General features: G+C 74.3%; 12 protein-coding genes. 9 read left to right on the top strand and 3 right to left on the bottom strand.

Features of this window, described 5'->3' with window-relative positions; genetic code table 11:
* The first annotated feature begins 32 nt into the window (after positions 1-32).
* The 5 genes from ACA514_RS35205 to ACA514_RS35185 all read left to right on the top strand — a co-directional run bounded on the left by ACA514_RS35205 (position 33) and on the right by ACA514_RS35185 (position 4,753).
* On the top strand, positions 33-2,093 hold the full coding sequence (locus ACA514_RS35205; protein ID WP_375045596.1) for an SseB family protein: 2,061 nt from the start codon (positions 33-35) through the stop codon (positions 2,091-2,093).
* Positions 2,090-2,458, top strand: coding sequence for a hypothetical protein (locus ACA514_RS35200; protein WP_375045595.1), 369 nt, complete (start codon positions 2,090-2,092; stop codon positions 2,456-2,458). The genes ACA514_RS35205 and ACA514_RS35200 overlap by 4 nt, the downstream gene beginning before the upstream one ends.
* An 86-nt stretch (positions 2,459-2,544) precedes the next feature.
* On the top strand, positions 2,545-3,297 hold the full coding sequence (locus ACA514_RS35195; RefSeq protein WP_375045594.1) for a LamB/YcsF family protein: 753 nt from the start codon (positions 2,545-2,547) through the stop codon (positions 3,295-3,297).
* Complete coding sequence (gene pxpB / locus ACA514_RS35190) at positions 3,294-3,908, top strand: 5-oxoprolinase subunit PxpB (protein WP_375045593.1); 615 nt, start codon at positions 3,294-3,296, stop codon at positions 3,906-3,908. The genes ACA514_RS35195 and pxpB overlap by 4 nt, the downstream gene beginning before the upstream one ends.
* Positions 3,905-4,753, top strand: a complete 849-nt coding sequence (locus ACA514_RS35185) for a biotin-dependent carboxyltransferase family protein (protein WP_375045592.1) — start codon at positions 3,905-3,907, stop codon at positions 4,751-4,753. Before pxpB ends, ACA514_RS35185 begins: the two co-directional genes overlap by 4 nt.
* 29 nt (positions 4,754-4,782) lie before the next feature.
* Here the strand turns inward: ACA514_RS35185 and ACA514_RS35180 are convergent, their stop codons facing one another.
* The 3 genes from ACA514_RS35180 to ACA514_RS35170 all read right to left on the bottom strand — a co-directional run bounded on the left by ACA514_RS35180 (position 4,783) and on the right by ACA514_RS35170 (position 9,269).
* Entirely contained in the window at positions 4,783-5,478 is a 696-nt protein-coding gene (locus tag ACA514_RS35180) for a histidine phosphatase family protein (protein ID WP_375045591.1), read from the bottom strand.
* 64 nt (positions 5,479-5,542) lie between these two features.
* A complete protein-coding gene (locus ACA514_RS35175; protein ID WP_375045590.1) occupies positions 5,543-6,628 on the bottom strand; it encodes a winged helix DNA-binding domain-containing protein in 1,086 nt (361 codons plus the stop codon).
* A 49-nt stretch (positions 6,629-6,677) separates the two neighbouring features.
* The gene (locus ACA514_RS35170; protein ID WP_375045589.1) at positions 6,678-9,269 is read right to left on the bottom strand and encodes an AAA family ATPase; all 2,592 of its coding nucleotides are present in this window, start codon (positions 9,267-9,269) and stop codon (positions 6,678-6,680) included.
* A gap of 314 nt (positions 9,270-9,583) precedes the next feature.
* Between ACA514_RS35170 and ACA514_RS35165 the strand changes: the two genes are divergently transcribed.
* From ACA514_RS35165 to ACA514_RS35150, 4 genes are all read left to right on the top strand, one after another.
* Positions 9,584-10,834 (top strand): sensor histidine kinase, encoded by a 1,251-nt coding sequence (locus ACA514_RS35165; protein WP_375045588.1) that lies wholly within the window; start codon positions 9,584-9,586, stop codon positions 10,832-10,834.
* A 108-nt stretch (positions 10,835-10,942) separates the two neighbouring features.
* Positions 10,943-11,548, top strand: a complete 606-nt coding sequence (locus ACA514_RS35160; RefSeq protein ID WP_375045587.1) for a DNA-binding response regulator — start codon at positions 10,943-10,945, stop codon at positions 11,546-11,548.
* Between the two features lie 89 nt (positions 11,549-11,637).
* Positions 11,638-12,357 (top strand): ribonuclease HII, encoded by a 720-nt coding sequence (locus ACA514_RS35155; protein ID WP_375045685.1) that lies wholly within the window; start codon positions 11,638-11,640, stop codon positions 12,355-12,357.
* A gap of 74 nt (positions 12,358-12,431) precedes the next feature.
* Complete coding sequence (locus ACA514_RS35150) at positions 12,432-13,064, top strand: endonuclease (protein ID WP_375045586.1); 633 nt, start codon at positions 12,432-12,434, stop codon at positions 13,062-13,064.
* Positions 13,065-13,094 lie beyond the last annotated feature (30 nt).

The raw sequence follows: 13,094 nt of genomic DNA, 5'->3' as shown, positions 1-13,094 counted from the left end.
ATCCCACCCCCGGACGCGAGAGTGGACCCCGAGTGGACTGGAACGACTTCGCCAAACGGCTGACGCTGGAGCTGTCGCGCCTCCCCGTCAAGTCGTTCCTCATCGTGCAGGGACCGAGCGGCCTGCCGTACGCGCAGGCGATGCGCATCGAGGGCGGCCTCGACGCCGAGGCGGTCGGCAGCGCGTTCCTGCCCCGCCCGCTCGCGCCCCGCCAGGAACGGCGCCTCACCACCCTCGGGTGGGAGCCGCCCGACGGCGAGGAACGGCGCAACTGGTGGAACCGCTACACCTGGCGCGAGCGCGGCAACCGCGCGTCCGAGGAGATGCTGGAGTCGGCCGCGATGCTCGCCGGCCAGATGGTCGGCGCCTTCCGCGACGTCTACGGGACCGAGTCCCCGCTCGAACTCGTCTACCAGGCGAGCCGGATGGGGCCGGAGGGCGGGCCGCTGGCGCTTCCCGGCCTCGGCATCCCGCTGGCCGTTCCCGAGGCCGAGGGAACGCCCGCCGGGCAAGACGGCGCCCGTGCGGCCGGCCCGACCGGCTCCGCCCTGCAGGCCGCGCTCATCGAGGCGCGCGAGCGCGGCGACCAGCAGGCGTACCTGCGGCTGCTGGCGCGCGCCACGCTGTACCTGCCGGCGTCCGGCGATCCCACCGCCGAGAACCGGTTCGCCACGGCGCAGTTCGGCGACGGCACCTTCGTGCTGGCGTTCACCTCTCCGGAGGCGATGAACCGCTCGCTGCAGGGGCAGGCCGTCCAGCACCGCGAGGCGTCGCTGTCGCACCTGTCCCGGCACTGGCCCCACCCGGAATGGCAGCTCGCGATCGACCCGGGGCTGCCCAGCGCCTCGTACCTGGACGCGCACGCCCTGTTCGAGCCCGTCGCCCCGGAACCGCCCGCCCGCCCGGCGGTCCCGGACCCGGCCGACGTCCGGGTGGCCGGCCGGTCGACCCGGACGTCCGGGCGGCGCCGCCGGCCGGTCGCGGGACGCGCGCAGACCGCCGCCAGATCGCCGCAGGCGCCTCCGCGCCCCCAGCAGGACTCCGCGCCCCCGGCCGGGGTTCCCGCGGCCGCACAGGCCCCCTCACAGCCCGCCGCCGACGCGGCTCCGCCCCGGCCGCGGCCGGACCGTCCGGCGCCCGTGCGGCGGCCCGAGCCGGTGAGCGCGCGGGAGACGCCGGCCGACCCGCACGGCCTCCCGGTTCCGCCGCCGGCCGGGGGCGCTCGGCAAGCACCCCCGCGGACAGTCCCGCAGGCGGTCCCGCATCCGCCGCGGGAGCAGGCCCCCGCGCCCGCGCCGCCGCCCGCCCCTCATGCCGGCCCGGCGGCCGGCGATCCGCAGCCCGCCCCGTTCAACCCGCCGATGGCTCCCCAGAGCCCGCGGACATATGGCGCACCGCCCGCGCCCGCGGTGAGCGCCCGGTCCACGACACGGGACGCCCCCGTCCAGGGGCCGCCGCCGCAGGCACCCGCGTTCGACCGCATGGAGCCTGTCCCGGAGACGCGGCCGGACCGGGCCCCGCATGCGGGCGACGTCGCGCCGGAGGGCGGGCCGCCTGGCGACGCGGCGCCGATGGGCGCGGCGCCGATGGAGCCCGCCACCGACGTCCTGGTGATGCAGAAGGTCTTGCGGCGCGAGCATGTGCAGCATTACCTCGAAGGCGGTTACGACCTCGTCGCGGGATACGTGCACCGGCTCCAGGACGTGGCCGAACTGAACACCCCCGCCGCGCTGATCCGCGGCCTGGGCCTGGTGTACGAGGGGTCGCCGTTCTCCCCCGGCGAGGAGGAGATCTTCGTCGTCCGGTGGCCCGCGGTGAAGCCGTCCCTGTTCCGGCGGCCGCTCGGGGGCATCGACGAGTGGAGCATGGGGATCATCCCGGGCGGATGGGTGATCGAGAAGGCGCCCTTCCCCGGTTCGGGGTACGCGCCGGGCGACGGTCCCGCCGTCCCCGAGTTCAAGATCGAGAGCCAGCGGCTGCCGCACGGCGCCGAGCTGTACCGGCTGGACGCGGGGGCCCGGGAGTCCCTGGTCGCGGCGTATGACGCCGACCTGCGCCGATGGCTCGTCAGGCTGCCGGGAGGACGCGGATGAGGATCCGGCACGGCTTCTACGCGCGCTGGCGCGGCACCGAGTACGAGGCCAGCCCGGACGCGGACCGCGTGCGGCTCTACACGGGCGAGCACGCCGACGGGTTCCGGCAGATCGGGCCGGGCCGGTTCGTGCAGGTGGTGCCCGCCTCCGAGGTGGAGGACGTCACGTACGTCAGCACCCACTGCACGTGGCGCGGCGAGCCGTTCGTGGTGCTCGGCGAGCACCACGGTTGGCTGCGCGTGGAGTACACCGGCGGGAAGGCGCCGGTGGCAGAGGGCCTCGGGCTCGAGCTGTTCGACCGCGGCGTGTACCAGGCGTGGGCGTCGAAGCACGAGGTGGAGGACGTGCGCGAGGAGGCCGTCTGACGCGGCCGTCCGGCGCGGCCGTCTGATGCGGCCGGGCGGCGGACCGCGCGACCGGCGGCGGCTCCCGGGCGTGGTAGGTCTTGGGCATGGCGGTCATCGACATCAACGCCGACCTCGGTGAGGGCTTCGGCATCTGGGAGCTGGGCGACGACCTGGCGTTGCTCGACGTCATCACGAGCGCGAACGTCGCCTGCGGATTCCATGCCGGCGACCCGCTCATCATGCGGCGGGTGTGCGCCGCGGCGGCCGAACGCGGCGTGACCATCGGCGCCCAGGTCTCCTACCGGGACCTGGCGGGGTTCGGGCGCCGCGAGATGGACGTCGCCGCGCCCGAGCTCACCGCCGAGATCCTGTACCAGCTCGCGGCTCTGGACGGCATAGCGCGTACGGAGGGCGGACGTGTGAGCTACGTGAAGCCCCATGGCGCGCTGTACAACCGGATCGCCCGAGATGCCGTACAGGCCGCGGCGGTGGCGGACGCGGTGCGCGCCTACGATCCGCAGCTTCCGCTGCTGACGCTCCCCGGATCGGCCGTGCACGAGGTCGCCGATGGGCTGACCGTGGTCGCCGAATGCTTCGCCGACCGCGCCTACACGCCCGCGGGCGGACTGGTGTCCCGCCGGGAGCCGGGCGCCGTGGTGCACGATGCGGACGCCGTCGTGCAGCGGGCCGTCCGGATGGCCGTGGAGGGAACGGTCGTCGCCGTGGACGGAAGCGAGGTCGCGCTCAAGGCGCGCTCCATCTGCGTGCACGGTGACACACCGGGCGCGGTGGCGCTCGCACAGGCCGTCCGGTCGGCGCTGTCCGGCGCGGGGGTCGCGCTGGAGCCGTTCGCGTGAGAGTGCTGAGGGCCGGTGACGCGGCCCTGCTCGTGGAGACCGGCGACCTGGCGACGGCCCACCGGCTGAACGCCGCGCTGCGCGAGGCGTCCTGGCCCGGCGTCCTGGACGTCGTCCCGGGCGAGCAGACCGTCCTGGTGGTGGCCGACCCCACGGCCGACCTCGACCGGCTCGCCGCCCGCCTGCCGGACCTGCCGCTGCCCGCCGACGCGGCGGGCGACGCGGAGCCGGTCGAGATCCCCGTCGTCTACGACGGCGAGGACCTCGACGAGGTGGCGCGCCTGACCGGCCTGCCGCGCGAGGAGGTCGTCCGGCGGCACGCGTCCGGTTCGTACACGGTCGCCTACCTCGGCTTCTCCCCCGGCTTCGGCTACCTGACGGGCCTGGACCCGGCGCTGCACGTGGCGCGCCGCGCGTCGCCGCGCACCGCCGTCCCGGCGGGCTCGGTGGCGATCGCGGGACCGTACGCGGCGGTTTACCCGTCGCGGTCGCCGGGCGGCTGGCGGCTGCTCGGGCGGAGTCCGCTGCCGCTATGGGACGTGACGCGCGATCCCCCGTCCCTGCTGCGGCCGGGCACGCGCGTCCGGTTCGTCCCCGAGGAGCCTTCTTGATCGAGGTCGTCAGGCCCGGCCCGCTGGCGACCGTCCAGGACCTCGGCAGGCCGGGCCTCGCCCATCTCGGCGTCCCGCATTCGGGCGCGGCCGACGAGCGCGCCCTGCGCCTCGCCAACCGGCTCGTCGGCAATCCGGAAGACGCGGCGTGCGTGGAGTTCACCTTCGGCGGCGGCTTGTTGCGTTTCCACAAGGACGCCTGGGTGGCCGTCACCGGCGCGCCGGTGCCCGTGCGCATCGACGGGCGCGCGCACGGGACGAACGCGCCGTGTCATGTGCGGCGTAGTGGAGTGGTAGAGCTCGGCACCCCCGCGTCGGGTCTGCGCAGTTACCTCGCCGTGCGCGGCGGCATAACGGTCGACCGGGTGCTCGGCAGCCGGTCCACCGATCTGCTGTCCGGTCTCGGCCCGGCTCCGCTGGCGCCCGGCGACCGGCTTCCAACGGGCCCGGCGACGGGGCTGGGCGCCATCACCGTGGACGTGGCCCCGGCACCGTCCCCGGCCGGCACTCCGGTCCTGCGCGTCCTGCCCGGTCCACGGGGCGACTGGTTCACCGAGGACGCGATGGCCGCGCTCACGTCGGCGCCCTACCAGGTGTCTCCGGAGGGCAACCGCGTGGGCGTGCGCCTCGAAGGGCCGCCGCTGGCCCGGGCGAGGGACGGGGAGCTCGGCAGCGAGGGCATGGTCACCGGATCGATCCAGGTGCCGCCCAGCGGCCTGCCCATCATCTTCCTCGCCGACCATCCCACGACGGGCGGCTACCCGGTCATCGCGGTGCTGGCCTCGGCGTCCGTGCCGGACGCGGCGCAACTGCGGCCGGGGCAGCACGTCCGGTTCCGCCGCTGAGCAGCGCTGCTTCCGCCAGGACGGCCCGGTCAGGACAGCGGTGCGGGCGCGGACCAGTCCAGATGCGAGACGTCGTTGAATCCGCGGACCGACGCCAGGCCGTTCACCCAGACGAGCCGCGAGATCGACCCGTTGTCCGCGGTCAGGAAAGCGAACGGCCTGGACCCGGCGGCGGCCGCGAGCGCCTGCCCGATCACGCCGCCGTGGGTGAACACCGCCACGCACCCGCCGGGATGGGCGGTGGCGACCCGCGCCAGGCCCTCCTGGACCCGCGCGGCGAACGCCTCGTCGCCCTCCGCGCCGGGGATGACGTCCCAGCGCTCCTCCTCGAGCATGCGCTGGGCGACCGGGCTGTTCTCCGCGACCATCTTGCGGAACAGGCCGCCCTCCCATTCGCCGAGGTGGACCTCGCGCAGGGCGGGCTCGACCTTCGGCTCGATCCCGAGCTTGCGCGCCAAGGGCGCGGCCGTCTGCGCGGTCCTGCGGAGGGTGGTCACGTAGATGGCGTCGAGCCGCGTCGAGGCGAGCCGCTCGGCGACCCGGTCGGCCTGCTCGCGGCCCTCCGGCGCCAGCTCCGGGTCGCCCTGGCCGTCCACCAGCGGGAACGGCGCGCCGGGCCGGGCCGGCGCGGAGGCACCGTGCCGGATCAGCAGCAGCTCGGTCGCGCCTTCCGGCGGCTGGTAACGCTTCTGCCGGTATTCGACCGGCTCTTCCCGCTCGTCCACGAACGGCACCTTATGCGGGCGAGCGGCGCCCGCTCCACGCCGGGGTGCTCCGCAGGCCCGCGCGTCAGCCCGCCAGCCGCCGCAGGCGGGCGGTCTCGGCTTCGAGGGGGCCGGCGGGCACGTCCTCGAACGCGGTCACCACCGGATCGCCGTCCTTCATCTCCCACACTCCGGCAACGCGCCCCTCGTGCAGGACGACCGGCGAGATCCATCCCCCCGCACGGCTCACCTCGGCGCGGTGCTCCACCGGTATCAGGTAGGTGGCGCTCGTGCCCGCGCCGAGGACGTACTGGTCGAACGCGCCCAGGAGCCGGACGGAGGTGGTGGGCGCCGTGTCCAGGAGCTCTTCGCGGTGTTCTTCCAAGATGTACATGGGGACGCCCTCCACCTCCACCGTGGAGAGCCCGTCTTCGGCGGCGGCGAACCAGCTCTTCACATCCTTCTTCCGGTTGCCCTTGCGCATGAGCCAGTTGTCGAACATTTCCGGCGTCGCCGGACCGTGCGCACCGAGATAGGCGCGCACGACCGTGCGGGCGGCCTCGTCCATGGGAGGCAGGCCCGTCCATCCCGGCACCCAATGGGCGGGGGACGTGAACGTGACCCGCGTTCCCTGCGGCGGCCCGAAACAGAGGACGCCCCACCAGGCCAGCGGCTTGAGGAGCGTGCCCCATCCGGAGCCGAGCACCTCCGCGAGATGCCGGGAACCGGTCTCCTCCACCACGGCGGCGGTCAGCTCCTCGCGCGTGAGCGCCCCGCCGCCCGCGAGCGCTTCGGCGGCGGCCGCGGCGATCGCGTCCAGGTCGGCCGGGGTGGCGCCGAAGTTCCGCTGCCAGCCGCTCTTCTCCCAGTTGCGGATCGCCGCGCACAGCACCAGGTAGGCGGCGGCCTCGTCCGCCGGCAGCAGGTGCAGGGTGCCGCGCATCGCCCACGTCTTGACGAGCGTCCGATCGTCCAGCACCGCGCGGGTCACCTCACCCGGCTCGGGGGCCGCGCGGCGGACCGCCACCGCCACCCCGGCGGCGGAGGCGACCTGCGCCTGCACGCCCGCCAGCCGGCGCGCGATGTCCACGGCCGGTGCCCCGCCCGGCGATTCGATGAACTGCCGCCGCATCCGCCAGGCCAGTACCTGCGCCCATGTAACCGAGGTCATCCCGCGATTACATCGCGGCCTACTGACAGAACGGGCCTGAGGCCGGATGTCAGCTGAGGCGGTGGGAGAGCTCGGCGAAGGCATCGCGCACATCGTCGGCGGTCAGCACCGTCAGGTCGTCGGTGGTCGCCGCGGATCCGAGCCCCGCCGCCCGCAGGGCCCGGCACGCGCACGCCTTCTCGTACAGCGAGCGGGCGAAGCGGCCATTGCCGAGTTCATCGATACGGCCCGTCCCGCAGACGCGCTGGAAGACCAGGGCGAGGTCGTCGAGCGCGTGTTCCTCCCATTGGTCACCGCCCTGTTCGGCTATGAGCTGCGCTATGCGCAGCAGCTCGTCGGGGCCGTAGGAGGGGAAGTCCACCCGGACGTCGAAACGCGAGGCGAGGCCCGGATTGGACGACAGGAAGCGGTCCATGTCGGCCTCGTATCCGGCGAGCACGACGACGAGCCGGTCCCGGTCGTCCTCGGCCCGCTTCAGCAGGACCTGCACCGCCTCGGCGCCGAACGCGTCACCGCCCGAGTAGCCCGGGTTGGTCAGCGCGTACGCCTCGTCGACGAACAGCACGCCGCCGAGCGCCGAGTCGACCACCTTGTTGGTCTTCAGCGCGGTCGAGCCCAGATGCTCCCCCACGAGGTCGGCGCGCTGCGCCTCGACCACCTGCGGCCGGGCGAGCAGGCCGAACGCGGCGAAGATCCTGCCGAGCACCCGCGCGACCGTCGTCTTGCCGGTGCCGGGCGGGCCGGTGAAGACGAAATGCCGCGTCGGCGGCCGGGTCACCAGGCCCTGGTCCCGGCGCATCCGCGCCACCTGGAGCTGCGCGGCGATCTCGCGGACCTGCCGCTTCACCGGTTCCAGCCCGATCATCGAGTCCAGGGAGCCGAGCGCCTCCTCCAGCGTCGGCGTCTCGGCATAGCCCCGGTACCGCTCGGTCACCTCGGCGAAGGCGGTCTCGACGTCCTCCTCGCGGAGGGTGACGAGGTCGTCGGCGGTGGGCCTGGCCGGTTCGCCGGAGGAGGAGACGGCGCCGACGACCCGCACGTCCCGCGCGCGCGCCGCCGCCTCGGTCAGCGTGCGGACGAACCGTCCGTTGCCCAGTTCGTCGACGATGCCGCGCCGTTCGACCTCCTCGAAGCGCACGGAGAGCAGGCTCCGCGCTTCGGGCGACAGCCGGTCCTCGCGTAGCTCCGTGTGGTACTCGGCGATCCGGAGCAGCTCGGCGGGCCGGTAGGACGGGAAGCGCACGCGGGTGCCGAAGCGGGAGGCGAGCCCGGGGTTGGAGCCGAGGAACTCCTCCATCTGCGCGTCGTACCCGGCGAGGATGATCACCAGGTTGTCGCGGTCGTCCTCGGCGCGCTTGAGGAGCGCCTGCACGGCCTCGTCGCCGAACCGGTCGGGCTGGCCCTCGGCGGAGTTGATCAGCGCGTAGGCCTCGTCGATGAACAGCAGCCCGCCGAGGGCGGAGTCGACGAGCCGGTTGGTCTTGATGGCGGTGGCGCCCAGGAACTCGCCGACGAGGTCGGCGCGGTGGGCCTCCACCACCGTCTGCTCGGGCAGCAGCCCGAACGCGTAGAAGATCTTCGCCAGGACGCGGGCGACCGTGGTCTTGCCGGTGCCGGGCGGGCCGACGAACACGAAATGCCGCATGGGCTTCTCGGTGGGGACTCCGGCGGCGGCGCGCATGTGCGCGGCCTCGATCGAGGCGGCGATGGAACGGACCTGCCGCTTGACCGGCTCCAGCCCGATCATGCCCTCGAGCTCGGCGAGCGCCTCCGCGACCGAGATGCCCGGCTCGTCCGTCCCGCGGGCGTCGGCGGGCGCGCGGGACTCCGGGACCGCGGCGGCGTCCGCGGTCTGCGCGGCCGCACGCTGCCCCTGGACCGCCGCCGCGGCGGCCGCCGCCCCGGCGGCCGAACCGGGCGCGTCGTCGCGCGGGGGCGCGTCTGAGGGCCGCGCCGCGCCGCCGCCGCGCCGGTCGGGCCGGTCGCGCCGGTCCGGGCCGGAGGGGTTCCGACGAGATCCCACCGTTCCGTCCCCCTTCGGGGTGGCCTGTTCCTGAACCCAGCCGGTCTCGTACGCCTCGGCCGGCACGGCGCGCCGCGCCTGGTCCCAGCGGTAGGCGAGCACCGCCAAGGCGGCCGCCCACCCCGGCAGGACGCTCGCCTGCGGAAGCGGATGCGCGATCGCCGCCGTCGCCACGCCGGCCGCGACCAGCGCGAGCAGCGCGGTCCGCCAGGGCGCGTACCCGCGCAGGCGGAAGGCCAGGAACGCCACCGGCAGGGCGAGCAGCCCGAGGAGCAGTTCGGGCCTCAGGTAGGGCGGGCGCCCCTCGTCCGGGTACAGCCGGGCCAGCGGGACCGACAGCGCCAGCCATGACGCGACGACCGCCACGACCGCCATCCCGGTGGGCGAGCGCAGCGTCAGATGGACGACGATGAGCAGGATCACCGCGAACGCCGCCGTGCCGAGGACGGGCCCGTCCAGGACGACCATCGCCGCCAGCACCAGCGCGACCAGCAGGACCCCGCCCAGGAAGCGCAGCCCCGCCGGCACCTGGAAGTAACGCCAGCGCAGGCGCTCGAATAGATCCCGTGCCGCGGCGTCCTTCGCCGGGCGGGAGCGGGACCTGCCAAACAAAGCCATCAAAAGCGAGTAAAGCGCAGGACCGGCCGGAAGGGGACTCCCCGCGCCGCGTTCGTTGACTCCTGACGACGCCGCCCCGTTGAGGGTCGTGTTCGCTCCCCCGGAAGACCAGGACATTTGTCCCGTCCAAAAGGAGAGGTTCTGCTCTGCAGCGCGCCGCGGTGAAATCCGTAGCGTCGACTCCATGACAGTCCAGACCGAGGAAACGACCGGCGCGGTGGAGTTCGCCGGCGTCGCCACGTGCCACGGGACGGCGCGTTCGGCATGACCGTCTCCGCCGCGTACGGTTTCCGCGTGAGCGAGGAGAGCGCAGGGTGAAGCTCTGGAAGGACGTCCCGCCCAGGCGGACACCCGACCTCGACGTGGACAAACTGGACCGCAACGGCCCCGAGGGGGACGCGTTCGTCTTCTGGCTGATCGTACTCGCGTGGCCGCTGCGCGACATCATCGCCGGCCGGTCGCACCCGATCTGGCTGGCCATCCCCGCCCTCGTCGCGTTCGGGGCTGTGCACCTCGGCGTCGCCCGCACCGCGTTCGACGGGCGGGTGCCGATGAAGGTGCCGGTGGGCCTGTTGCTGGTGGAGGCCGCCCTGGCCTCGGCCGCCACCACCGCCTTCGGGCACCGCTGGTTCACGCTATGGGCGCTCCTCGGCCTGGCCACCGGGATCGTCGTGGGCCATATGCCCCGCCAGACGAAGGGGCCGGAACTCCCGATGCTCGTCGGCGTCGGAGGCGTCTCCCTGCTGACCGTCGCCGTCTCGTGGGCGGCGGGGGACGACGGTTCGACGGTCCTGGGCAACTGGTACGCCGTGGTCACCGCGGCCTTGGTGACGGCGGTCGTCCTGCGGCTGTTCGCCGTCATCCGCATGCTCCGCGAGGCGCGCGAGGAACTGGCGAAGGCGGCCGTGGAGCAGGAACGGCTCCGCTTCGCCCGGGACCTGCACGACCTGCTCGGCCACACGCTGTCGCTGATGGTCGTCAAGGCGCAGGCCGTCCGGCTGGTCGCCGGGCGCGACCCCGCGCTGGCCGCCGAGCAGGCCGCCGACATCGAGAGCGTCGGGCGGCAGGCCCTCGGCGAGGTGCGGCAGGCCGTGTCCGGATACCGGGGCCGCGGCCTCGCCGAGGAACTCGACGCGGCGCTCACCGCACTGGCCGACTCCGGCGTGGAGGGGACCGTCCAGCGCGCCGGCCCGACCCTCCCTCCGGAACCGGACGCGCTGCTCGGGTGGGCGGTGCGGGAGGGCGTCACCAACGTCATCCGGCACAGCGGAGCCCGGCACTGCCGCATCACGGTCCGCAACGACGGCGACCGCGCCGTCCTGGAGATCGGTGACGACGGGACGGGCCCCGGCGGGCGGACCGGCACTCGCGCCCCGCATGACGCGTCCGCCCAGGGCGGCGACAACGGCGACCACCCCGGCATGGGCCCCGGCGGGCTCTCGCTGGGCCCGGGCGGGCATGGCCTGCGCGGGCTGGCGGAACGGATGGCCGCCGCCGACGGCACCTTGCGGACGGGGCCGGCGCCCGGCGGCGGATTCCTGCTGACGGCGACCGTACCGATCTGATCAGGCCTGTACCGATCTGATCGGGCCTGTACCGATCTGATCGGGCTGCGCCGGGACGCGGCGCCGGTCACCGCGGCGCCGGTGGACAATGGGGCCGGGAGGAGACCCGTGATCAAAGTTCTGCTCGCCGAGGACCAGGGCATGATGCGCGGCGCGCTGGCGCTGCTGCTCGGCCTCGAAGAGGACCTCGAGGTCGTCGCGCAGGTCGGGGACGGCGCGCAGGTGCTCCCGGAGGCCCTGCGGACGCGCCCGGACGTGGCGGTCCTCGACATCGAGATGCCGAGCCGCAGCGGCCTCGACGTGGCCGCCGACCTGCGGCGCGAGCTGCCCGGCTGCAAGGTGCTGATCGTCACCACCTTCGGCCGCCCCGGCTACCTGCGCCGGGCGATGGAGGCGGGCGCGAGCGGGTTCCTGGTGAAGGACGGCCCGATCGAGGAGCTCGTCTCCGCGCTCCGGCGGGTGCTGGCCGGCGAGCGGGTCGTCGACCCGGCCCTCGCGACGGCGGCGCTGTCGGTCGGCCCGAACCCGCTGACGGAGCGGGAGCGGGACGTGCTGTCCGCCGCGTCCGACGGCGCGACCATCGCCGACATCGCCGGGCGCCTGCACCTGTCGGAGAGCACCGTCCGCAACTACCTGTCGGCGGCGATCGGGAAGACCGGTGCGCGCAATCGCATCGAGGCGGTCGGGACGGCCCGCCACAATGGCTGGCTGTGACCACCGAACACGTCCCTGAGGACCACTCCGCCACCGGCACCGCCGACGCACTGCCCGGCCTGGATCCCGCCCGGCCCGCGCGCGGGGCCATTTCCCGCGCCGCCGGCTACGAGATCGAGGACGAGCTGCGCGCGGCGCTCGCCGACGGCGGCCGCCCGGTCCGGATCGTCGGCGTGGACGAGGTCGGCCGCGGCGCGTGGGCGGGCCCGGTCGTGGTGTGCGCGGCGGTGACCGATCTGAGCGCGCCGCCGGTGCTGCGCGGGCGCGGCGAGCGGACCGTCGCGCTGACCGACTCCAAGCTGCTCACGGCGGCGCACCGCGCGTCGTTCGCCGAGGTGCTGCCGGGATGGCTCGCCGGGCACGCGATCGGCGCCGCCTCCCCGGAGGAGATCGACGAGGTCGGGATGACCGAGGCGCTGCGCCGCGCCGCCGTCCGCGCGCTGGAGGCGCTGCCGCATCCGCCCGACGTGGTGATCCTGGACGGCAAGCACGACTTCCTGCGCCGCCCGTGGCGGGTGCGCTGCGAGATCAAGGCCGACCAGCGGTCGGTGACGGTCGCGGCGGCGTCCGTCCTGGCGAAGGTCCACCGGGACGGCCTGATGGCGGACCTGGAGGACGAGTTCCCCGGGTACGGGTTCGCCGACAGCGCCGGCTACCCGTCGCCCGTCCACCAGCGGGCCCTGGAGGAGTCCGGGCCCACACCCCACCACCGGCTCTCCTGGTCGTATCTGGACGATCTGCCCCAGTGGCGGCACCTGAAGAAGCACCGCGACCCGCTCGCTGGAGAGGGACAGCTCAGCCTTCTGTAGAGGCCGCCCGCGCGCGGGCGATGAGTCATCCCCGGCGGTCCGGGTAAGCGTCGCTCTACGGGAGGTGCAAAGCCATGGACGCCGTCGTCAGGAAGCTGCTGCACGAGTCCGGAGAGACGTTCGCCGAAGAGGCCGGGATCCCCTTGAAGGACCAGCCGGCGGCGCTGTTCAAGCTGCTCGTCTTGGCGAACCTGCTGAGCGCCCGCATCTCGTCGGAGATCGCGCTGGCCGCCGCACGGGAGCTGTTCGAGGCGGGCGGCGGGACGGCCCGCGGCATGGCCAAGCTGACCTGGCAGGAACGCGTGGACGCGCTCGGACGCGGCCACTACGTGCGCTACGACGAGAGCACCGCGACACGGCTCGGGGAGACGGCCGACCTGGTCCAGGACAAGTACAAGGGAGATCTGCGCAAGCTCGCCATCGAGGCCGGACGCGATCCCGGCAAGCTGGCGGAGCTGCTGCGGGAGTTCCCGGGCATCGGCCCCACCGGCGTGGACATCTTCTGCCGGGAGGCACAGGCGATCTGGCCGTGGCTGCGTCCCTACGTCGACGGCCAGGTCAAGAAGGGCGCGGAACGGCTGGGGCTGCCCACCGACGCCGGGAAGCTCGCCTCCAAGGTGCCGGAGAAGGACCTCGCGCGGCTCAGCGCCGCACTGGTCCGGGTGGCCCGCGACAAGAAGCTCGCCGACACGGTCAAGGCCGCCTGAGAGCCTCGATGGGCAGGAAACGCCGGAAAC

Origin of the sequence: Actinomadura sp. NTSP31, assembly GCF_041951385.1 — a bacterium.
In the GTDB taxonomy this organism is placed as follows: Bacteria; Actinomycetota; Actinomycetes; order Streptosporangiales; family Streptosporangiaceae; genus Spirillospora; species Spirillospora napierensis.
This window is presented reverse-complemented; position numbering and strand designations above follow the sequence as displayed.